Source organism: Halorubrum sp. CBA1125 (assembly GCF_009742825.1).
Lineage (GTDB): Archaea > Halobacteriota > Halobacteria > Halobacteriales > Haloferacaceae > Halorubrum.
On the sequence record NZ_WPCE01000007.1, the window covers coordinates 18,773 to 38,533 of the forward strand.

Genomic DNA, 19,761 nt, shown 5'->3' on the forward strand with positions numbered 1-19,761 from the left:
GATCTGCGTGCGGACGAAACGTCGTGGTCCACCCTATTACCTCTTTTGTGATTAAACGAGTGATTCTATTCATATAGTCTACTTACCGGGGTGGAGTACCGCAGAAAGATTGTACTCTCGTAGTCACTATCAACGTTACAAATATATCAGGCATCGTTCACTCAATTGCAGAGTACGTCGTCGAAACCGACGATCGGTATTCGAAACGGACTCGCGGTCACATCGGGAGTGACAATACCTATCCGTTCCGAGGGATAACCCTCAGTGAAATCCCGGGGATCTCCGGGAGGTTGGGACACATGGATACACCAGAAAACGTGGAGGACGCGATCGAGATCCTCCAGCAACTCGGCTTGAAAGAATACGAGGCCCGATGCTTCGTCGGATTAGCGCGTCTCAATACGGGTACCGCGAAGAAACTGAGCGAGATAACTCAGGTCCCCCGGACACGCGTGTACGACGCGATACGCGTCCTCGAGGCGCAGGGTCTGGTCGAAATCCAGCACTCGAGCCCGCAGCAGTTTCGTGCGGTCCCGCTCGAGGAAGCGACCCAAACGCTCCGCGCTCAGTACGAGGAGCGCGTCGAACGACTGCACCACGCCCTCGAGACCGTCGACGTCGTCGACGAAGACGACGAGTCTCCCGTCCAGCAGATCTGGGCGATGACCGGGCGGGACGCAATCGAAACCCGGACGGAAGAACTCATCGAGCAGGCTACGAACGAGGTCGTGCTCGTCATCGGCGACGAATCGCTCTTGACGGAGGATCTCGTCGATACCCTCAATCGAGTCAGTACCGATGTCGATGTGGTTATTGGAACCTTGACCGAATCGCTCCAAGAACACGTTCGATCGGCCGTGCCGGCCGCCACAACGTTCATCTCCGGACTGGAGTGGTTACACGGCGAATACACGGTCGAAAACGAGACGGCGATCGGGCGACTGCTCTTAGTCGACCGCTCAACGATCTTGGTGAGTTCGATCATCCCCGACAGCAAGAAAGAGCAAGCGATCTTCGGGGAAGGGTTCGGGAATGGCCTCGTCGTGATCGCCCGGCGGCTCATGGCCCAAGGACTGATTCCCGCTCGCGACCCGCAATGAGAGTTGTAGGTGATACGTACCAGTGGCGGACCGTCCTTCTCGCGCCGTCGCCCGAGTAGGAGGCGTATAATTACGTGACGGACCCCCAATTGGAGGAGTGGATGAAACGGGTAGTCTCGACCGAGATTTCGCCGCTCACACCGGCTCATCGACAGTCCGACGTTTCGACAGGCTCGCGGCCATCTGTGGGTCCAGGTCACGGTTCGGCTCCGCGGAGGGGGAACCGCCGATGATCGGCCGGCGCGCCTTCTCGATCGCGGTCGTGGTCTGTTGTCTCCTCGCGCTGGTGAGCCTCTCGGCGTCACTGGAGTCGACCGTCGAGACGTCCCCCGAAGAGGCGATCGAGTTAGAGTACGCGTCGCTTCCGCTGAGTGTCGAGGACGCCTCGGAGTTGAAACGGTCCTACCAGTCAGGGGACGCTGCCGAGGACCGAGGAGCGCGCTCCGGCGGGGTCAGCGTCGAGAGCGATCGAGGATTACTAGCGATGCTCATGGCGTTCCTGTCGGCTGTGGGCTCGTCGCTGCTGTGGCTGGTCGTGGCCGCCATCGTCCTGCTCTCGTTCTCTCGGCGCGGCCGCGTCCTCGCGTGGGTGAAACGCCGCCTGCACGGTCACTGGCCGCCCACCGACGACGCGACTGCCGGCACCGGTGACGACCGATCGTCGCACCCGCCGAGAAACACCGTCGAACGGTCGTGGCTGGAGCTGGTCTCGACGGCCGACGTCGACCCCGACCCGAGCGCGACACCGCGGGAGACCGCCGCGGAGCTGGTCGGCGCCGGCTTCGATCGCCGCGCGGTGTGGGAGCTCACGGAACTGTTCGAGGAGGCCCGCTATGACGACGCGCCGGCGACACCCACGCGTGTGCATCGCGCGATCAGGTGCCTTCGACGCTGTCGACGACAGGAGGTGACGACGGAGTGAGCGAACGCGACAGGACAGAGGGGACGGCGTCACCGAGTGCGATTCGGATTGGGTTCGGGACGGCGGGCCTCCTCGCACTGCTCGCTGCGTTCACGCTCGTCGACGGCACCACCGACACCCTGGCGGCGACGTTGCGCACGGCCTTCGGCAGCGATTACCTACTGGCCGCCGGCCTCGGGGGGTGCGCGCTCCTGTTCGCCGCCACGACGTTCGCCTCGAGCGCGAGGACCGGATACCGGGCCACGGTACCCGAGGTCGAGCGCCCGACGCCGGTCCCGATGCCCGGCGAGGCGTTCGACCGACGACTCGCCGGATGGCACCGCTTGCTGCCCGTCGTGACGCCGACCGCGCGAGAGGCCGCGATCCAGCGACTCCGTCGGGCCGCCGTTCGCACTATCGTCACTGCCGAGGGCTGTCGCCCGGCCGATGCCGAGCGGCGCGTCGCCGACGGCTCGTGGACGGACGACTCGGTTGCGGCCGGGCTGCTGGAACGAGACGCCGGACCGCCGTCCCTGGCGACGAGGCTGGTCGCACTCCGGCGGGGAGAGACGTGGCTCGCGCACGCCGCTGACCGGACGGTCGAAGCCATCGCCTCCCGTCGAGAAGGAGCGACGGGTGGGTGAGATCGGTGATGCCCGACGCGTATCTGACCGACCGCTGGCGGGGAATTCTCGTCGTCACGCTGGGCACGGGCGGGTTCGGGTTGCTCGCGAGGCGGCCATCGCTGCTCTTGGTCGCGGCACTGGGCGTCGTGTTCGCGGCCTATCCGCGGGTGTCCTCGCCGCCAGAACCCAGCCTCCGCCTGGAGCGGCGCGTCAGCGATGACTCGCCGACCCACGGTGAGCCCTTCGAGGTGACGACCACCGTCCGGAACGTGGGAGACGCATGGATACCGGACCTCCGCACCGTGGACGGGCTCCCGCCGGCGTTATCGGTCGTCGAGGGGACGCCACGCCACGGCACCGCCCTCCGGCCCGGTGAGGCCGCGTCGTTCTCCTACGTCGTCGAGGCCAGGCGGGGACAGCACCGGTTCGATCCCGCGACGGTCGTGGCACGCGACGTAACCGGCGGTCACGAGGTGGAACTCGAGATAGACGCTGAGACGGAAACGGCCGTGGACTGCGCGTCGAGCGTCCCGCGCGCGCCGCTCCGCGCGCAGACAACTGCCGACACTGGTCGGATCGCCGCCGACCACGGGGGAACCGGGACCGAGTTCTACCAGACGCGGGCGTACCGCCGCGGCGACGCTATCGGCCGCGTCGACTGGAACCGCTACGCCCAAACCGGCGACCTGACGACCGTCGAGTTCCGCGCCGAGCGGGCGGCGACGGTCGTTCTCGTCGTGGACGCACGACCGGCCGCCTACCGGGGATCGAAAGACGAACCGCACGCGGTCGCCTACAGTGTCGCCGCGGCACGCGAGCTGGTGGACACGATGCTGGCGAACCGGAACCGGGTCGGCGTCGCCGGCTTCGGGCGGGACGTTCCCTGGCTCTCGCCGGGCACCGGCCGCGACCATCGCGTGCGCGCACAGGACCTCCTCTCGCGACACGCCACCTTCCAGTCTCGACCCCCCACTGGATCCGTGCCGGATATCGACGAGCAGGCCGCCCAGCTGCGTGCGCGGCTCCCCGACGACGCACAGGTGATCGTGTTCTCGCCGCTTCTGGACGACGATCTCCCGGAGACGATCCGGCTGCTCGACTCTCGTGGTCACGCCGTCAGCGTGACCTCCCCCGACGTCACCGGGTCTGACGGCCCCGGTGAGACGCTGGTGGCCATCGAGCGCGACGACCGGCTCCGCCGCCTGCGCGCGGCGGGCATTCCCGTCGTCGACTGGTCGCCGGAGCGATCCCTCGCGGCGACGCTGCTGGACACGCCGGGGGTGCTCGACGGATGACCGTGAGAAAAGCGGCCTTCAGTCCGGCCGTGCCGAGTGCGGTCGTGGCCGTCGCGCTCGCGGCCGGGGTGGTGGTCTCGCTCGATGCTCGCGAGGCGGTTCTCGCCACGCTGGCCGTCCAAGGCGGCGGCCTGGCGGTGGTCGGGATCGGCGTCGCGAGTCGACGTCGCGGGCACCGGATACTGGGAACGGCGCTCGCAGTCGTCGGCGCGGGCGTTATCGTCGGCGCATTCGACCTGTTCGTCGATGAGCGGCACGCGCTCAGTTACACGATCCGCTTCCTCCCGGGGCTCGTCGGGATTCCTCTGCTCGCGGGGACGCTGTTGCCGGTCTGGGCGAGCGGGTCGCGTCTCGTGTGCAAACTCGGCACTGGCGGCGTGTTTCTGACCGTCGTGTTCTCGGGGCTCTTCAGTGCGGTCGGTGAGTTACACTTGCTGCTCGCCGCAGTGGCCACGGTCGTCGCCTGGGACGCCGCCGACAACGCTGTCGGCATCGGCGAACACCTCGGGCGGGCGGCGACGTCCTGGCGACTGCAGGTGACTCATACGACCGGCAGCGCGGCGGTCGGCCTGGCGGGAGTCGCCGGTATCCACCTCGTGCGCCACGTCGCGGTGAGCGACCTGTCGCTGGCCGCGTTCGCGCTGTTGTTCGTCGCGCTCCTGTTGCTCCTCGCGGCGATTCGTGGGTAGCTGACGACACCGAACGCTCCTCCTCGGAGACGTCCTTCCGCCCGATAGTCGCCGTCCTCTCTCGTGCAATCCGGCAGCCGATACGGCTCAGTGTCAGTCGGCCGGTCGCTGGGGCTCGTACCCGACGCTCGGGACCGGGAGGTCCACGAGGAGGTCGTCCACGACATCGCGTTCGTCGGTCCCCTGGACCGTGGCCTCTGCGGTAAGCACGAGCCGATGGGCCAACACCGGCTCCGCGACGGTCTTGACGTCGTCGGGCGTGGCGTACTCTCGCCCCGCCAGCGCCGCCCAGCCACGGACGATCTCGAACAGTTTCTGGCAGCCCCGCGGTGAGACACCCACCTCGACGCGGGCGTCGTCTCGGGTCGCCCGAACCAGGTCGACGATGTACTGCTTGAGGTCCTCGTGAACGCGGACGCGCTCGGGAACACGCTGGAGGGCGCGCACCGTCTCGCGTTCGAGTATCCGGGACGCCGTCGGCGTCGACCGTTCGCGTGCCTCCCGGCGGTCGAGCAGTTCTCGCTCCCCCGCAGCGTCGGGGTAGCCGAGGCTGCTTTTCACCAGGAAACGGTCCTTCTGTGCCTCCGGAAGCGGGAAGGTTCCCTCCCCCTGCTCGACGGGATTCTGGGTCGCGATGACGAAGAAGGGATCCGGGAGGGCGTGTGTCGTCCCGTCCATCGAGATCTGCCCTTCCTCCATCGCCTCCAGCAGCGCCGCCTGGGTCTTGGGCGATGCCCGATTGATCTCGTCGGCGAGAATCACGTTTGCGAAGATGGGACCCTCCTTGAACTCGAACTCGCGGGTCTTCTCGTTGAAGATGTAGGTCCCGGTCACGTCGGCGGGGAGCATGTCTGGCGTGAACTGGATGCGGCCGAACGACAGTCCCAGCGCGGTCGCGAAGCTCCGTGCAGTCAGCGTCTTGCCGGTCCCGGGCACGTCCTCTAAGAGTACGTGCCCGCGCGAGACGACGCCGGTCAGTATCATCCGGAGTACGCGCTCGTCGACGATCACCACCTCAGAGAGTTCTGTCAGCACCTCTCCAGCGAGTTTCTCGGCCTCGACCACGTCCATGCCAGTCCGTCAGGGAGCCCCGTCTTTGTTATGCGATAATTACGCCGACGCCAGGGAGTGGCCATCGGTGTCGCGACTCCGTGTATCCGTGCTTACCGCACAGCGGACGACCAGTGAGCGACACGTCGACGTCGATTCCTCGCTCTTCCGGAGTGTCGCGGAACCGAATCACGACGGCAGGATTGGGGGCACCGCACGGTCCTCGGTCTCGATTTCGACGGCAACGGCCTCGCTGTTGCCTCGTTTGGACACCTGGAAGATGAGAGTTCCTGGAAGATGAGAGTTCACTGGGTACTGGGTGAGATCTCCTCTCGAGCGGTGTGAGCCTTCGAGGTGACCCACCGAGAGAGGTCACGGAGGCCGAGCAAAAGCGTGTACAGAACCATCCCAACGATGCAGAACCAGCCGATGACAAATTTGCGCAGCATAGCGGTCCCTGTATTCGAAGAAGAGTCGTTCTGACGTTGTTCTACACTCCTTACTGTAGCGTAGGTACCTCTTTCCGAACCAGGTCAGCGATCCATCGACTGTATCGGGGGGTTCCGCCGTGCTGTTCCGGGCGCCGCTGCGGTACTCCTGTCACTTCGTCGAGACGCGCCACGTCGTCGCACCGGTGTACGACCACTTCTCGATCTCGAGATCCCGTGCCGAGTCTTGCAGCTGCACGATCAGCGCGCCGATCTCCTTCGGCGAGAGACCCACGTCCTCGGCGATGAATTTGGCTTTGAAATACGTCTCACCGTCGGCCGCCTCGGATCGCAGGAACGTAGCGAGGCGTTCGGCCTTCGAGGTCGTCGGTTCGGTCGACTGCTCGGTCGTCGTCCGTGTGGGGGAACGTGTGGTACTCATTGGCGGGTGGTAGCAGGAACGTCGTGTTCGTGGCCGATCAGGACACACGCGATGTGGACGGCGATGAGGGCGATCGTGCTCCATGCGGTCTCGAAGCCCATGACGCCGTACGCCGCAGGCACGTACGCGAGTGGCAGGACGATCGCCGCCCAGAACGTCGCAGCGCGAACGCCCGCGATCGCCCGACGCCAACACGCGGCCGACAGGGAGGTCCCGATCCGAATCGGCGCGTAGATCGGTGAGGGGGACGTTTTACTTGACATGGGGAATCACCGTCGACACTCATCGCATGGATTGCCAGCATCATATAAGGGACAGAGCGTTGGCGCGTCTTCAGCCGAATTAACGATTCGAAACGATATTTTCGGACTTTTCACCGGCTCGTCCAACTGTTTAAAACGACTTTAAATGGGATTAGAGCGTTTAATACTGATTTTAATCAACTCTTGGGATCTGATCGGTCGAGCGCTGGATATCCGAGTCGACCGCGCTCTACGGTCGTTCGCTACGGGCGAGGAACGACCACCGGCCTCGGCCGCGATCGACGACGAGTCCCGCACCCTCTCCAGAACGAATGGAACCGCGAGATCTACGTTGATACGCTACTCGAGTGGTTGATATAGAAACGGCTATTTTCAGATGAGGTTGAATGTTAAACAGTAGGTGTTTTGGCTGTCCAGGGAGTACCCGAGGACGTCAACGCCACACGGCGTGTCGTAACCGAGTTCGCGACCGGTGGGTATCACCCTACACATGAACCCCAACTGTAATACTGTCCTCGATACGGCCGCCATCCTCGTTGTCGGCGACACAGCGTGGATAACCGCGTACGCTGGTACGCTCCGAGAGCAGTCCGGCGCGACCGTCCACAGTGTCTCGACGGCGGCGGCGGCCCGGGAGCGACTTCGGCAGACGGCCGTCGACTGCGTCGTTACCGACTACAGTCTCCCAGAGACGACCGGTCTCGAGCTCGTTCGCCGCGTCCGCGACACGACGGCGACGCTCCCGATCATTCTGGGGACGGCTGACGGGAGCGAGACACTCGCCAGTGAGGCCATCGAAGCCGGTGTCACCGACTACATCGCCGTCACTGACCAGTCGGAAGCGGCCGTCACAGACGCCCTCCGACGAACCGAGCAGGCACTCCGGGAGGCGCAGCGGTCGGTGACACAGCGCGAGCGGGCGCGGCAGTTCGACGCGATCTTCCACGACACCAGATCGGCAACGTGGGTGCTCGCCCCCGACGGCGCGCTCACGCGCGTCAACCAGGCCGCCCGCGACATGGTGGACGCCGACGCCGACGCCGTCGTCGGCGACCCGTTCTGGACGCTTCCCTGGTGGCCCGACGACAGCCAGACGAGCGCCGACATCCGTCGCCTCGTCGACACGGCGAGACGCGGCGAGTTCGGGCACGCCGTCGTCATTCAGGACGCCGTGACTAGCCATCGCGTGCTGGAGCTCTCCGTGCAGCCGGTCACCGACGAACGCGGTGACCTCGTCTCGATCATCGTCGACAGCGTCGACATCACCGACCGTGTCGACCTCGAGCGGGAACTCCGACGGTCCGAGGAACTCCACCGCGTCACGCTCAACAACATGACCGACACCGTCCTCATCACCGACGAGGACGGCGCGTACACGTACGTCTGTCCGAACGTCCACTTCATCTTCGGGTACACCGCCGACGAGATCCGCGAGTTGGGTACCATCGAGAACCTGCTCGGCGACGATCTCTTCGACCGCGAGGAACTCGCCGAGGCGGGCGTTCTGAAGAACCTCGAGACCACGGCCACGGACAAAGCCGGCCGCGAACACACGCTGCTGGTGAACGTCCGCGAGGTGGCCATCCAGGACGGCACGCTGCTGTACAGCTGTCGGGACATCACGAAGCGCAAGCAGCGCGAGCAGGCCCTCGCCACCCTCCAGGAGACCGCGCGTGACTTCCTGTACGCCGAAACACACCAGGAGATCGCCCGGCACGTCGTCGACGACACCCCCGACGTCCTCGACCTCGACGCCAGCGCCGTCTACCTCTTCGACGCCGACGACAACCACCTTGAGGCCGCCGCGGCCTCGCCGGCGATGCGGAACGCCCACGGACCACTCCCGTCCGTCCACGCCGACGGCCGTGACCTCACCAGCCACAGTTTCGTCGAGAACGAGGCCCTCTTTTTCGAGGACGTCCACGACGCAGACCGCCTCACTAACCCCGCGACTGACCTCCGGAGCGCGGCGTACATCCCGCTCGGGAACCACGGCGTGTTCGTCGCCGGGTCGACCGACGTCGGCGCTTTCGACGACGTCACGCGGGAGCTCGCTGACCTCCTCGCGGCGACCGCTGAGGCGGCACTCGACCGGGTCGACCGGGAATCCCAGCTTCGCGAACAGGACCGCGAACTCCAGCGACGGAACGCCCAGCTCACGGCGCTCAATCGGATCAACGGGACCATCCGCGAGATAGATCAGGCGCTCGTGCAATCCGAGACCCGCGAGGAGATAGACCACACCGTCTGTGAACGACTCACCGCCGACGGACGCTTCCAGTTCGCCTGGATCGGTACCCTCGATGGCGCGAGGGAGACAGTGACGCCGCAGGCGTGGGCGGGGACGGACCGGGGATACCTCGATTCGCGATCGTTCCCCGTGTCCGACGACGGCGTCGAGCCTGCGGGTCGGACCGCGGCGACGGGAGCGGTGACGCTCGTCTCGAACGTTGCAGCCGACCTCCGCGCGGCCCCGTGGCGCAAGGACGCTATCTCGCGTGACCTGCTCTCCGTGCTGAGCATCCCGCTTTTGTACAACGACCTCTCGTACGGCGTCCTGACGGTGTACGCGGAGACGCCGGACGCGTTCGACGAGACCGTCCAGACCGTGCTCGCGGAACTCGGTGAGACCATCGCGGCCGCCATCAGCGCAAGCGAGCGCAAGCGCGCGCTCCTGACCACGTCGATGACTCGGCTCGAGTACGCGGTCTCCGACCCCTCGTTCGTGCTCACGCGGTTGGCTGGCGCTGCTGACTGTACGCTCACCTACGATGGCGGCGTCCAGCAGACCGCGAACGGAAATTACGTGTTCGTCACCGTCGAGGACGCACCACTGGACGCCGTCGTCGACGCGGCGGGCGGCCTCAGGGCAGTCGAGGACGTACAGCGGATTCGCGGCGGTGATACCGGGGGCGTGCTGCGGATCCAACTCTCTGAGCCGTTCCTCGCGACGGAACTGGCCGACCACGGAGCCGTCCTGCGGAGCGTATCGACCTCCCGATCGGGCACGAGATTGATCGTCGACGTCTCCGGCGGCGCCGAGGTCAGGCACGTCTCGCGGTTCGTCAGCGAGCGCTTCGACGATGTCGACCTCACGTCGAAGCAGACGCGCGAACAGGCGTCCGAGCACGGATTCTACGCGTCGGTCCTCGACCGCCTGACTGACAGACAACTGGAAGTCGTCGAGACGGCGTACTACAGCGGATTCTTCGAATCGCCGCGGAAGGCGACCGGCGAAGCCGTCGCAGACTCGCTGGACATCTCTCCTCAGGCCTTCTACCAGCATATCCGAGCCGCACAGCGGAAACTGTTCGCGGCGCTTATCGACGACCACACGCCGATCTCCACTCGACACACCGATTGACACAGCGTTCGACACACCGATTGCCACTCCCTGTCGCTTCCACGCGTGTACGTCGGCACGCCCATGGGCCTGGAGTAGCCGACGGGGTTCGGTACCTCCCCGTTGCTTGAATAGTAACCCCCACCACGCACTCCGTGGTTCGATGCTCAACTACTAGATATACCCTTATATCCTCATTATTCCCTTGTAGAGTGCTCTGCGCGGTACAGCAGGGACGCTCGATCATCCATGAGGGACATCGACCAGACGCCGGCCGAGGAATCGCCCTACGAGTGCTTCGAGTGCGGGAACGTCGTGCTCGTCGAGAAGAACCCCGGCACGTGCCCCGACTGTGCCGGTGAGATGCGGAATCGACACACACCGATCGAGTAACGATGGCCTCGCCATCGACGACACCTCGCGACGACGAGGCGCACGAAGGGACGCACGAACAGACGAGGGAACCGGAGTCCGCGCTGGAGACGGCGCGGCGACAGCTCCAGCACGCCGCCGCCCATCTCGACATCGATCAGAACGTCGTCGAGCGACTCAAGCACCCCAAGAAAGTCCAGGAGGTTACCGTCCCTATCGAGCGCGAGAACGGCAACGTGGCGGTCTATACCGGGTATCGTGCCCAGCACGACAGCGTTCGCGGTCCGTTCAAGGGTGGTCTCCGGTACCACCCCGACGTCACGCGCGAGGAGTGTGTCGGCCTCGGGATGTGGATGACCTGGAAGTGCGCCGTGATGGACATCCCGTTCGGCGGCGCGAAGGGCGGTATCGCGGTGAACCCCAAAGACCTCACCGACGACGAGAAAGAACAGCTGACGCGCCGGTTCACCGACGAGATCCGAGCGGTCATCGGGCCGACGAAGGACATCCCTGCTCCCGACATGGGGACCGACCCCCAGACGATGGCGTGGGTGATGGACGCCTACTCGATGCAGGAAGGTGAGACGATTCCAGGGGTGGTCACGGGAAAGCCCCCCATCGTTGGCGGCAGCAAAGGGCGTGATGCGGCACCGGGCCGGAGCGTCGCGATCATCGCTCGTGAGGCGATCGACTACTACGGGAAGGACATCGGGGAAACGTCGGTTGCAGTCCAGGGCTTCGGGAGCGTCGGCTCGAACGCCGCGAAGTTGCTCGATGGCTGGGGTGCAAACGTCGTCGCAGTGAGTGACGTCAACGGTGGGATCTACGATGCGAACGGGCTAGATACGCACACGATCCCCTCCCATCACGAGGAGCCGGAGGCGGTGATGACCCACGAGGCTCCGGAGACGGTGACGAACGACGAGTTGCTGGAACTCGACGTCGACGTGTTGATTCCGGCAGCGATCGGGAACGTCCTGACGGCGGACAACGCGGACGACGTTGTTGCGGACGTCATCATCGAGGGTGCCAACGGGCCGACGACGACTGCGGCGAGTGCTATTTTTGCCGAGCGAGATATCCCGGTGATTCCGGATATTCTGGCCAACGCCGGCGGGGTGACGGTGAGTTACTTCGAGTGGCTACAGGACATCAATCGGCGCGCCTGGTCGCTCGACCGCGTCAACGACGAATTGGAAACGGAGATGCTGGCAGCCTGGCAGAACATCCGCGAGGAATTCGAGTCGCGGGACGTGACGTGGCGCGATGCGGCGTATATCGTCGCGCTATCACGGGTCGCAAAAGCCCACGAGACGCGCGGGCTCTGGCCTTGACATCTTCCTTGTGCGAACGCGGCTTTCTCCTCGCATCTCCGCAAATTCACTCCGGAGTCGGCGTACTCGTAGACCCTGGTTTTCCAGAGATCACCCGCGTACGGTAACCTCGTCGCCGACGCGGATCGTCTCCCCGCGATCGCGTTCGGGTACTTGCGTGATGATCATCAGCGAGTAATAGTGGTCGAACGCGTCATCGGTGGCCCACTCGGGAAACGTGGCCTCGCGTCTCTTCACGAATCGTTCGCGGAACTCGGGGATCGGTTCACCGGTGTCCGGATCACGCTGTGGAACGACACACCGGCCACAGGGCGTCACACCCTCGAGGCGAACGCCGTCGATTTCGAAGTCCGGTGATCCCTCGCCGACGAACCGGTCCTCCCAGAACGCCGGCACGCCCGCGACCTCGACGTTCGCTCGAAGACGGCGACGAGCGCCGTCGACCGTCATCTCGTCGAACCACGAGGCGACCGTTTCGAGCGTGGCCGTACTGACGACTGACGGTCCCATCTCGCGCCGATCGACGAATCCAAGCGACGAGTCTCTCCGGAGCGTCACCGCCGTCTCGAAGCAGGAACTGAACCATCGCGCCGCTTGCTCGGGTTCCGCGTCCAGATCGAATCGCTGCACGTCACCGTCGGGTGTCTCGACTCGCAACGCACTCGATCCGGGGACGAAATCGGTCGCGAGTTCGTGTACTCGCTCGGTCCGTTTCCCGTTGAGGACGTTCCCTTCGGCGTCGAACAGCGCGAACTCGCGGTCGTGTTCCAGTGTCCCTCCCTCGAGGATCGCGGCCGCTTCGACGTCGATCCCGTCCAGTCCTTTCACTGGAAACACCCGAAGTCGCTCCAAGCGGGCCATCACGCACACGTGGTGTGTCTCTCACATAACTGTTCTTGCGAACACGCTCACGCTCGCGACTCTCAGTGTGTACTTAAAGACCCACCCAACCGGGGGAACCGCGGACGCGGTTCTCCCGCGGAGGGAACGCCCTTCGCGGTTTATCCCCCCGTACGCGCTACTCCGAAGTGAGGAGAGACACGATGTCAACGAAAACCACCAACGAGTTCGGCGGGGAGTTCGGCGGGATCACGCTGCTGGGGAAGGCGCACTCGCTGTCGGCGCTGTTCATCGTCCTGCTTCGGGCGACGATCGGCGGGATGATCCTGTTCGCGGGCCTCGGCAAGGTCGCGGAGTGGCCGTTCGAGGCGAGCGGCTACCTCGCGAACGTCGACCCGGCGAGCCCGGTCAGCGGCCTGTACGGGGCGATGGCCGCGACGCCGTGGTTCGTGGAGTTCGCGAACGTCTTCGTCCCGGCCACGCAGGTGCTCGTCGGCGTCGCGCTGATCGCCGGCGCGTTCGTCCGGCTGGCCGCCCTCGGCGGCGCCGTCCAGATGGCGCTGTTCTACCTCGGCGGCTGGACCGGCGACGTCTTCGCGCTGTTCGACTCGACGCTGGTCTACGTGATCGTGTTCCTCACGGTCGCCGCGTTCGGCGCGGGGCGGGTCCTCGGCCTCGACGCCCGCATCGAGCGGCTGGACGTCGGCGGACAGGCGCTCGTCGAGCGCTTCCCGGCGCTCCGGTACGTGCTCGGTTGAGCGGCTCTTTTTGCGATCGGGCTTTCGTCGACGGTTCCAGTGTGGGGGCTCTTCCGAGCCCGAGGAGCGCTACGGCCAGGAGCCGGCCTGATCGTAGGCGTTCACGATTCGTTCGATCGCGACGACGTAGGCGGCGGTCCGGAGATTCTGCACGTCGGTCGCCTCGTAGGCGTCGACAAGCCCGTCGAACGACTCCGTGATAACGCGTTCGAGCTCCTCGTTGACCCGCGATTCGGACCAGGAGAACCGCTGTCGATTCTGCACCCACTCGAAGTACGAGACGGTGACGCCGCCGGCGTTCGCGAGGATGTCGGGCACGACCCAGACGTCGCGCTCGCCGAGCACGTCGTCGGCGTCGGGCGTGAGCGGTCCGTTCGCGGCCTCCACGATCACGTCTGCCTCCACCGCCTCGGCGAGGTCACCGTCGATCGCGTTCTCCAGCGCGGCCGGGACCAGCAGGTCGACGTCGAGGGTCAAAAGCTCCTCGTTCGTGACCGTCTCGGTGTCGCCGTATCCGGTGACCGACCCGGTCTCGTTCTTGTGGGCTTTCACCGCGTCCGGGTCGACGCCGGCCGCGTCGTAGATCCCGCCGGACGAGTCCGAGACGGCGACGACGTCGCCGCCGAGGTCGTCGATCAGGCTGGCCCCGATCGACCCGGCGTTGCCGTACCCCTGCACCGCGACGGTCGCACCGTCGAGGTCGCGGTCGAGCCAGTCGAATATCTCGCGCGCGGAGATGGCGACGGACCGCCCCGTCGCCTCCACGCGTCCCTCGCTGCCGCCCGAGTCGAGCGCCTTCCCGGTGATGACGCCCGGCGCGGTCGTGTTCTCTAAGGTCTCGTAGGTGTCTTTGATCCAGTTCATCTCGCGCTGGCCGGTGTTGACGTCCGGCGCGGGGATGTCGCGGTCCTCGCCGATCAGCGGCCGAATCTCCGTCGCGAACGCCCGGGTGAGTCGCTCCAGTTCCGTCTCGGAGTAGTCGGCCGGGTCGATCGCGATCCCGCCTTTCCCCCCGCCGTAGGGGAGGTCGACGACCGCGCACTTGTACGCCATCCACCCCGACAGCGCCTTCACCTCGTCGCGCGTCACGCCCGGGTGGTAGCGGATCCCCCCCTTGTACGGCCCGCGGTCGCCGTTGAACTGCGACCGGTACGCGCGGACCGTCTCCAGCGAGCCGTCGTCGAGTTCGAACGTCAGGTTCGTCTCCAGCACCCGCTCCGGGTTCTTCAGTCGCTTCAGGACGCCCGGTGACACGTCGACCGCGACCGCGGCGTCGTCGACCTGTTCCTGCAGACTCTCGAACGGGTTGGCTTGGTCAGCCATACCTGAACGTCCAGATGGATCCGGTTTAATTGTGACGGCTGATCCCGCGATCGGAATATCGATCCGGAAGTTGTACACGCCCGCGTCGACAGGAGAGTGGACGAACGTGGGGAGAGTGGACGAACGTAGAGAGTGGACAGAATGTGGTACGGTAACGTCATCTCGGCGCTCTCGACGGGTGAGCCCGAGAACGAGAACGGTCTCTGGGGAGCGTTACGGTCCTCCGGCGAACGCACCGGTTCTCCGGCGGGCGCGACGCTCTGTCAGCGGCCTCAACGGTCCGCTGCCGCCGCGCGCTCGACTATCCGCTCCGCCTGTGCGACCAGCGGGGCGTCGATCATCTCGCCGTCGACCTGAAACACCGCTCGCCCCTCGCGCCCAGCCTCCTCGCGGGCAGCGAGCACCGCCTCCGCCCACTCGATCTCGTCCTGGTCGGGGGTGAACGCCTCGTTTATCGTTGTCACCTGCGACGGGTGGATCGCCAGCTTCCCGTCGTAGCCCAGCGTGCGCGCGAACTTGGCGTCCTCGCGGAGTCCCGCCGCGTCCGAGAAGTCCGTGTACACCGTGTCGATCGCGTCGACGTCGGCGGCGCCGGCCGCCAGGACGACGTGCTCGCGGGCGTACAGCACCTCGGTCCCCTCGTCGGTCCGGGTCGCCCCCACGTCGGCGGCGAGGTCCTCGGCACCGAAGACGAGCGCGTCGGTCGCGTCGGCGGTCGCGATTGAGTCCGCGGAGAGGACGCCGCCCGCGGTCTCGATCAGCGCGAACACGGCCGGATCGAGCCCGCGCTCCGCACACAGCGACTTCACCTCCTCGACGCGCGCGGCCGTCTCCACCTTCGGGAGCATCACCGCGTCGAGTCGCAGATCCCCGCCGGTGTCGTCGGTTTCGTCGCCGTCCGTCCCTCGCCCGACCAGGCGTCGAGGTCCGCGGCCGGCTCGGCCGCGGTCAGGCGGACGCACACCTCCGCGTCTGGGTCGAACGCGGGATCGACGAGCACGTCCCGGACGGCCTCGCGTGCCTCGTTTTTCCGGGCGGGGGCGACCGCGTCTTCGAGGTCGAAACAGAGCACGTCGGCGTCCGTCTCGGGGGCCTTCCGCATGAGTTCCGGGCGGTCGCCCGGCGAGAACAGGAGGCTTCGTCGCGCCATGTCGGGCGGTCCGTCCGAGCGACCATAAATCGGGGCGGCTCCGCGGACCGTCGGTTCCGGGGACTCGGCTGCGGATCCGTCCGACTGACCGCCCCCGCTCCGCGAGCGGTAGGCATTTGACGGCCGCAGGAGTCGGCGCACCCATGACGGGACGCTACTACGAGGCGTTCGAGGTCGGCGAGACGATCGAGCACGCGAAGCGCCGGACGATAAGCGAAGCCGACAACCAGCGCTTCTGTGACATGACGATGAACCAGCAGCCGCTCCACCTCGACGGCGCGTTCGCCGCCGAGACGCGGTTCGGGGAGCGGCTCGTGAACGGGCTCTACACGATGTCGCTCGCGGTCGGGCTGTCTATCCCGGAGACGACGGACGGCACCATCGTCGCGAACCTCTCGTACGACGACGTCGAGCACCCGAACCCGGTCTTCCACGGCGACACGGTCCGCGCGCGGTCGACGGTCACCGACAAGCGGGAGACGAGCGACGGCGAACGGGGGATCGTCACGATGCGCGTCGAGGCGTTCACGATCGACGAGGAGGACGACGACGACGTCCTCGTCTGCGAGTTCGACCGAACCGTCCTCGCGAAGAAACGTCCCGAAGACCCGTAACAGAGCGCGGGGACCGCTCGCGTGAGCCTGCCTTTCAAAAACCGCGTCCGTCTCATCTGCGATTCTGCGCCCGTCTCACCGTTCCGCTCCGTCACTCCTCGGTGAGGAGCAGTTCGAGGTACGACGTCCGAACCTGGTCGTCGCCGTCGAGCCCGAGCCGATCGAGCGCGTCGAGCGCCTCGTCGCGGACGGTCTCGATCGCGGCGGCGTCCCCGACCGCGCGCTCGATCTCGACGAACTCGCCGACGTCGGTGACGGCGTCGAGCGTCACGGTGAACCCGTCGTACGACCAGAACTCCCGGCGCTTCTCGACGGTCGCCGCCGGCTCGAATCCCAGTCCGGCGACGATCTCGGCGATCGCCTCGCCGTCGTCGACGGCGGTCTCGTGTTCGGCGCGGGTCTTCGAATCGTCGTCGAGCAGCGGCCCCTTGTACGTGATCTTCGCCGTCTCCGCGTCGGTTTCGGCGGGTTCGCGGTCGGTCTCGCGGTTTCCCTGTCGCTTCTCGTCCCCCTCGGCCGCGAGCGACGTCTCGCGCCGGACGCGGAGCGCCTCGTCGGTCGCCGCGAAGTCGCGGTGCGGGGCGTCGTAGTACACGTCGCGCTGGCGACGGGCGTCGACGCGCTCGGCCCCGGCTTCCCGGAGGCGATCGCGGACCGCGTCCAGGTCCGCCGGGACCTTGATCTCGACCTCGTACATACCACGCCTCCGGCGGCGGCGGTGAAAAGGACCGTGAAGCCGCCCCCGCGTGTGGCGACGGGCGACGGCTCTCGGCTCCGGGTCGAACCGTGCGCCTTAAGGGTGCAACGGGAGACCTTCAGGGTATGAGCGACCAGGAGCAAGCGGACGCGGCCGAGGCCGAGGAGGCCGAGACCGAAGCCGAAACCGACGCCGAGACCGAGGACACCGGGCTGGCGGACGGCGACTTCGTGCGAGTCGCGTACACGATCCGCACCGCGGACGACGACCGCGTCATCGACACCACCGACGAGGCGGTCGCCGAGGAGGCGGAGATCGACACCGACGAACACGAGTTCGAGCCGCGCACCATCGCCATCGGCGCCGGTCACGTCTTCCCCGCCGTCGACGAGGCGTTCGTCGGCGCCGAGGTCGGCGACGAGGGCGTCGTCGACGTGCCCGCCGAGGACGCCTTCGGCGCGTACGACCCCGACGAGGTCGAGACCGTCAAGGCCGACAAGATCCCCGAGGACAGCCGGTACCCCGGCGCCCAGGTCCAGATCGACGGCCAACAGGGCTACCTCGAGACGATCATCGGCGGCCGCGCCCGCGTCGACTTCAACCACCCGCTGGCCGGCGAGGACCTCGAGTACGAGTACGAGATCTTAGCGGAGATCGACGACCGCGAAGAGCAGGCGGCCGGCATGCTCGGGATGTACCTCCAGGACGCCCCCGAGGTCCGGATCGAGACCGTGACCGAGGAGGAAGAGACGGTCACCGAGGACGACGACGGCGAGGAAGTCGTCGAGACCGAAGCGGTCACGAAGGACGTGCTCTACGTCACCGCGACCCAGGCGATGCAGATGAACCAGCAGTGGATGTTCCAGAAACAGCAGATCGCCCAGGACCTCATGAGCCGACTCGACCTCGACCGCGTCGTCGTCGAGGAGGTCATCGAGGGCGGCGGGATGGGCGGTCTCGGCGGTATGATGGGCGGGATGGGCGGTGCCGGCGCCGGCGACATCGAGGAGGCGCTCGAAGACGTCGACGTCGACGCCGACGAGATCGTCGACGAACTCGACGACGAGCTCGACGAGGAGTAGTTCCGCCGTCGCCCCACTGACGCCCATGGAGATCGAACGGGCGCGCGACGACGTCCTCGTCGCCGCCGCGGCCGGCGGGACCACGATCGCGATCGCGCTTCTGTCCGGCGTCGTCGGCGTCGTCGAGGTCGCGACGCTCCCGACGCTGGCGCCGCTCGCCGTGTACGCGGCGTACCTCTTCTCCCGGAAGGGCGGTCCGTACGGGCCGCTCGACGACCCGCGGAACTGGGCCGTCACCGCGGTGCTCGCGGGCGTCGTCGTACTCGCCGCTGCGGCGGTATTTTAAGTCGGAGGCGGCCCCTCGAACCCCGTATCCGACGGGGTCGCGGCTAGGCGATGTCGCGACTCGTGTCGATCGTCACCGTGTCCGTGAGCTTCAGCTTGAGCGGCTCCTCGAGCGCGGCACCGCCGCGGAACTTCGGGACGACGAGCCGGTTCGCGATCTCCGTGCCGGTGACCGTCGTCCGGAGGTCCAAGACCACGTCGGCGATCTGCTCGGAGACGATCCGGCTCTGCGAGGTCGGCCCCCCCTTGAGCGCGTGGAGCACGGCGACGCCGTCGATGTCGACCACTCGCTGTCGAAGGTCGCCGAGGAAGCCGCCGTACCGCGCCGCGTCGGTCTCCTCGAGCGGCCCGATCGAATCGACGACGAGCGTCTCGTTGTCGCCGAGCGCCCCCCCGGCCTCTAGGACCTCTCCCAGCGGGTCCTCCTCGTCGACCGCCGCGACGGTCGTGTCGCTGCCGGCGCCTTCGAGTTCGCTCTCGACCGCGTCGACGGACCGGACCGTCGTCAGGTAGCGACACGGTCGCGGGCGAGCGAACCGCTCCAGGAGGAGCTCCGACTGGCTCGCCGGCTCCGCCTTCAGCGCGACGACGCTGCCGGCCGGGAGCCCGCCTCCGAACTGCCTGTCAAGCACGGAGATCCCGGTCGAGAGCGCGTCCATACGATCGCTGCCGTCCCCGGACGTTTGGCTCTGTCGGTGCCGGGAGCGGTCGATCGAGCCGCGATCGTCGCCGGCCGGATCGCCGCCGGGCCCGGCGCCGATCCGTCTCACGCGACGCGCCACTGTCCCGGCCCCGTACCCGGCGGCGAGCCGCGACGCGACGTCGTCGTAGGCGGTTCGAACCGCGCCGCAGAGAGCGGTCGGGGATCCCGTTTCGGGACCCGGCCGACCACCGGACAGCCGAGCAGGGCAGCGACGCGTCGGGGACCGACGCCGATCGCACCACGACGGCGCCGACCGGCGGACAGTCGAGCCGACGGGCGATCGCGGCCGTCTTCGCGGCGTCCTGCAGCGCCGCCCTGCGGAGCGGCGTCACCAGGAGCGACCGGTCGGCGACGCGGAGCGGCGCCGCAACGTCCGGGCCGGCGCCGCGGGCAGTCGACGAGCGTCGGAACGGCCGAGGGCAGCGCCTCGTCGAGCGCGGACAGGGTCCGTACGGGATCGACCTCG

At 66.8% G+C, this 19,761-nt stretch carries 19 protein-coding genes and 2 pseudogenes; 12 read left to right on the plus strand and 9 right to left on the minus strand.

Annotated elements, in window-relative coordinates; all coding sequences use genetic code 11:
- Positions 1-299 precede the first annotated feature (299 nt).
- The 5 genes from GJ633_RS01855 to GJ633_RS01875 all read left to right on the plus strand — a co-directional run bounded on the left by GJ633_RS01855 (position 300) and on the right by GJ633_RS01875 (position 4,611).
- Entirely contained in the window at positions 300-1,100 is an 801-nt protein-coding gene (locus tag GJ633_RS01855; protein WP_156586684.1) for a TrmB family transcriptional regulator, read from the plus strand.
- A 229-nt stretch (positions 1,101-1,329) separates the two neighbouring features.
- Positions 1,330-2,022 carry a DUF4129 domain-containing protein gene (locus GJ633_RS01860; RefSeq protein ID WP_156586687.1) on the plus strand — a complete coding sequence of 231 codons (693 nt, stop codon included), beginning with the start codon at positions 1,330-1,332 and terminating at the stop codon, positions 2,020-2,022.
- On the plus strand, positions 2,019-2,645 hold the full coding sequence (locus GJ633_RS01865; RefSeq protein ID WP_156586689.1) for a hypothetical protein: 627 nt from the start codon (positions 2,019-2,021) through the stop codon (positions 2,643-2,645). The genes GJ633_RS01860 and GJ633_RS01865 overlap by 4 nt, the downstream gene beginning before the upstream one ends.
- Before the next feature lie 8 nt (positions 2,646-2,653).
- The gene (locus GJ633_RS01870; RefSeq protein WP_156586691.1) at positions 2,654-3,922 is read left to right on the plus strand and encodes a DUF58 domain-containing protein; all 1,269 of its coding nucleotides are present in this window, start codon (positions 2,654-2,656) and stop codon (positions 3,920-3,922) included.
- The gene (locus tag GJ633_RS01875; protein WP_156586693.1) at positions 3,919-4,611 is read left to right on the plus strand and encodes a hypothetical protein; all 693 of its coding nucleotides are present in this window, start codon (positions 3,919-3,921) and stop codon (positions 4,609-4,611) included. Before GJ633_RS01870 ends, GJ633_RS01875 begins: the two co-directional genes overlap by 4 nt.
- A gap of 93 nt (positions 4,612-4,704) precedes the next feature.
- On the opposite strand, the gene GJ633_RS01880 is transcribed toward GJ633_RS01875, so the two are convergent.
- The 3 genes from GJ633_RS01880 to GJ633_RS01890 form a co-directional block, all read right to left on the minus strand.
- Positions 4,705-5,682, minus strand: coding sequence for a MoxR family ATPase (locus GJ633_RS01880; RefSeq protein WP_156586695.1), 978 nt, complete (start codon positions 5,680-5,682; stop codon positions 4,705-4,707).
- Between the two features lie 579 nt (positions 5,683-6,261).
- Positions 6,262-6,531, minus strand: a complete 270-nt coding sequence (locus GJ633_RS01885; RefSeq protein ID WP_156586697.1) for a hypothetical protein — start codon at positions 6,529-6,531, stop codon at positions 6,262-6,264.
- Positions 6,528-6,794, minus strand: coding sequence for a hypothetical protein (locus GJ633_RS01890; RefSeq protein ID WP_156586699.1), 267 nt, complete (start codon positions 6,792-6,794; stop codon positions 6,528-6,530). The genes GJ633_RS01885 and GJ633_RS01890 overlap by 4 nt, the downstream gene beginning before the upstream one ends.
- A 490-nt stretch (positions 6,795-7,284) precedes the next feature.
- On the opposite strand from GJ633_RS01890, the gene GJ633_RS01895 reads away from it, so the two are divergent.
- From GJ633_RS01895 to gdhB, 3 genes are all read left to right on the plus strand, one after another.
- A complete protein-coding gene (locus GJ633_RS01895; protein ID WP_156586722.1) occupies positions 7,285-10,158 on the plus strand; it encodes a bacterio-opsin activator domain-containing protein in 2,874 nt (957 codons plus the stop codon).
- A 228-nt stretch (positions 10,159-10,386) separates the two neighbouring features.
- Positions 10,387-10,530: a rubrerythrin-like domain-containing protein gene (locus GJ633_RS01900; RefSeq protein WP_156586701.1), complete on the plus strand. Its 144-nt coding sequence runs from the start codon at positions 10,387-10,389 to the stop codon at positions 10,528-10,530.
- Positions 10,531-10,532: 2 nt separating this feature from the next.
- Positions 10,533-11,843, plus strand: a complete 1,311-nt coding sequence (gene gdhB, locus GJ633_RS01905) for a glutamate dehydrogenase GdhB (RefSeq protein WP_156586703.1) — start codon at positions 10,533-10,535, stop codon at positions 11,841-11,843.
- 90 nt (positions 11,844-11,933) lie between these two features.
- Here the strand turns inward: gdhB and GJ633_RS01910 are convergent, their stop codons facing one another.
- Positions 11,934-12,704, minus strand: a complete 771-nt coding sequence (locus GJ633_RS01910; protein WP_156586705.1) for an MOSC domain-containing protein — start codon at positions 12,702-12,704, stop codon at positions 11,934-11,936.
- 182 nt (positions 12,705-12,886) lie between these two features.
- Between GJ633_RS01910 and GJ633_RS01915 the strand changes: the two genes are divergently transcribed.
- Positions 12,887-13,441: a DoxX family protein gene (locus GJ633_RS01915; RefSeq protein ID WP_156586707.1), complete on the plus strand. Its 555-nt coding sequence runs from the start codon at positions 12,887-12,889 to the stop codon at positions 13,439-13,441.
- 69 nt (positions 13,442-13,510) lie between these two features.
- Here GJ633_RS01915 and GJ633_RS01920 read toward each other — a convergent pair whose 3' ends face one another.
- Both GJ633_RS01920 and GJ633_RS01925 read right to left on the minus strand, forming a co-directional pair.
- Positions 13,511-14,764, minus strand: a complete 1,254-nt coding sequence (locus GJ633_RS01920) for a Glu/Leu/Phe/Val dehydrogenase (protein ID WP_156586709.1) — start codon at positions 14,762-14,764, stop codon at positions 13,511-13,513.
- 272 nt (positions 14,765-15,036) lie between these two features.
- Positions 15,037-15,914 (minus strand): annotated as a pseudogene (locus tag GJ633_RS01925) (HpcH/HpaI aldolase/citrate lyase family protein).
- A 143-nt stretch (positions 15,915-16,057) separates the two neighbouring features.
- Here GJ633_RS01925 and GJ633_RS01930 point away from each other — a divergent pair.
- Positions 16,058-16,528 (plus strand): MaoC family dehydratase, encoded by a 471-nt coding sequence (locus GJ633_RS01930; protein ID WP_156586711.1) that lies wholly within the window; start codon positions 16,058-16,060, stop codon positions 16,526-16,528.
- A gap of 91 nt (positions 16,529-16,619) precedes the next feature.
- Here the strand turns inward: GJ633_RS01930 and cyaB are convergent, their stop codons facing one another.
- Complete coding sequence (gene cyaB, locus GJ633_RS01935; RefSeq protein WP_156586713.1) at positions 16,620-17,225, minus strand: class IV adenylate cyclase; 606 nt, start codon at positions 17,223-17,225, stop codon at positions 16,620-16,622.
- 125 nt (positions 17,226-17,350) lie between these two features.
- On the opposite strand from cyaB, the gene GJ633_RS01940 reads away from it, so the two are divergent.
- Positions 17,351-18,307, plus strand: a complete 957-nt coding sequence (locus tag GJ633_RS01940) for a peptidylprolyl isomerase (RefSeq protein ID WP_156586715.1) — start codon at positions 17,351-17,353, stop codon at positions 18,305-18,307.
- 25 nt (positions 18,308-18,332) lie between these two features.
- Positions 18,333-18,593, plus strand: coding sequence for a hypothetical protein (locus tag GJ633_RS01945; protein WP_156586716.1), 261 nt, complete (start codon positions 18,333-18,335; stop codon positions 18,591-18,593).
- Between the two features lie 43 nt (positions 18,594-18,636).
- On the opposite strand, the gene GJ633_RS01950 is transcribed toward GJ633_RS01945, so the two are convergent.
- Together GJ633_RS01950 and GJ633_RS17550 are read right to left on the minus strand one after the other, a co-directional pair.
- Complete coding sequence (locus tag GJ633_RS01950; protein ID WP_156586718.1) at positions 18,637-19,251, minus strand: transcriptional regulator; 615 nt, start codon at positions 19,249-19,251, stop codon at positions 18,637-18,639.
- Positions 19,252-19,358: 107 nt separating this feature from the next.
- Positions 19,359-19,761 (minus strand): annotated as a pseudogene (locus GJ633_RS17550) (cell division inhibitor MinD); the annotation flags it as partial.

Bases quoted from the DNA above. Each gene is read 5' to 3' on its own strand.
- GJ633_RS01855 (WP_156586684.1), top strand. From the start codon at position 300: ATGGATACACCAGAAAACGTGGAGGACGCGATCGAGATCCTCCAGCAA.
- GJ633_RS01860 (WP_156586687.1), top strand. From the start codon at position 1,330: ATGATCGGCCGGCGCGCCTTCTCGATCGCGGTCGTGGTCTGTTGTCTC.
- GJ633_RS01870 (WP_156586691.1), top strand. From the start codon at position 2,654: ATGCCCGACGCGTATCTGACCGACCGCTGGCGGGGAATTCTCGTCGTC.
- GJ633_RS01875 (WP_156586693.1), top strand. From the start codon at position 3,919: ATGACCGTGAGAAAAGCGGCCTTCAGTCCGGCCGTGCCGAGTGCGGTC.
- GJ633_RS01880 (WP_156586695.1), bottom strand. From the start codon at position 5,682: ATGGACGTGGTCGAGGCCGAGAAACTCGCTGGAGAGGTGCTGACAGAA.
- GJ633_RS01885 (WP_156586697.1), bottom strand. From the start codon at position 6,531: ATGAGTACCACACGTTCCCCCACACGGACGACGACCGAGCAGTCGACC.
- GJ633_RS01890 (WP_156586699.1), bottom strand. From the start codon at position 6,794: ATGTCAAGTAAAACGTCCCCCTCACCGATCTACGCGCCGATTCGGATC.
- GJ633_RS01895 (WP_156586722.1), top strand. From the start codon at position 7,285: ATGAACCCCAACTGTAATACTGTCCTCGATACGGCCGCCATCCTCGTT.
- GJ633_RS01900 (WP_156586701.1), top strand. From the start codon at position 10,387: ATGAGGGACATCGACCAGACGCCGGCCGAGGAATCGCCCTACGAGTGC.
- gdhB (WP_156586703.1), top strand. From the start codon at position 10,533: ATGGCCTCGCCATCGACGACACCTCGCGACGACGAGGCGCACGAAGGG.
- GJ633_RS01910 (WP_156586705.1), bottom strand. From the start codon at position 12,704: ATGGCCCGCTTGGAGCGACTTCGGGTGTTTCCAGTGAAAGGACTGGAC.
- GJ633_RS01915 (WP_156586707.1), top strand. From the start codon at position 12,887: ATGTCAACGAAAACCACCAACGAGTTCGGCGGGGAGTTCGGCGGGATC.
- GJ633_RS01920 (WP_156586709.1), bottom strand. From the start codon at position 14,764: ATGGCTGACCAAGCCAACCCGTTCGAGAGTCTGCAGGAACAGGTCGAC.
- GJ633_RS01930 (WP_156586711.1), top strand. From the start codon at position 16,058: ATGACGGGACGCTACTACGAGGCGTTCGAGGTCGGCGAGACGATCGAG.
- cyaB (WP_156586713.1), bottom strand. From the start codon at position 17,225: ATGTACGAGGTCGAGATCAAGGTCCCGGCGGACCTGGACGCGGTCCGC.
- GJ633_RS01940 (WP_156586715.1), top strand. From the start codon at position 17,351: ATGAGCGACCAGGAGCAAGCGGACGCGGCCGAGGCCGAGGAGGCCGAG.
- GJ633_RS01945 (WP_156586716.1), top strand. From the start codon at position 18,333: ATGGAGATCGAACGGGCGCGCGACGACGTCCTCGTCGCCGCCGCGGCC.
- GJ633_RS01950 (WP_156586718.1), bottom strand. From the start codon at position 19,251: ATGGACGCGCTCTCGACCGGGATCTCCGTGCTTGACAGGCAGTTCGGA.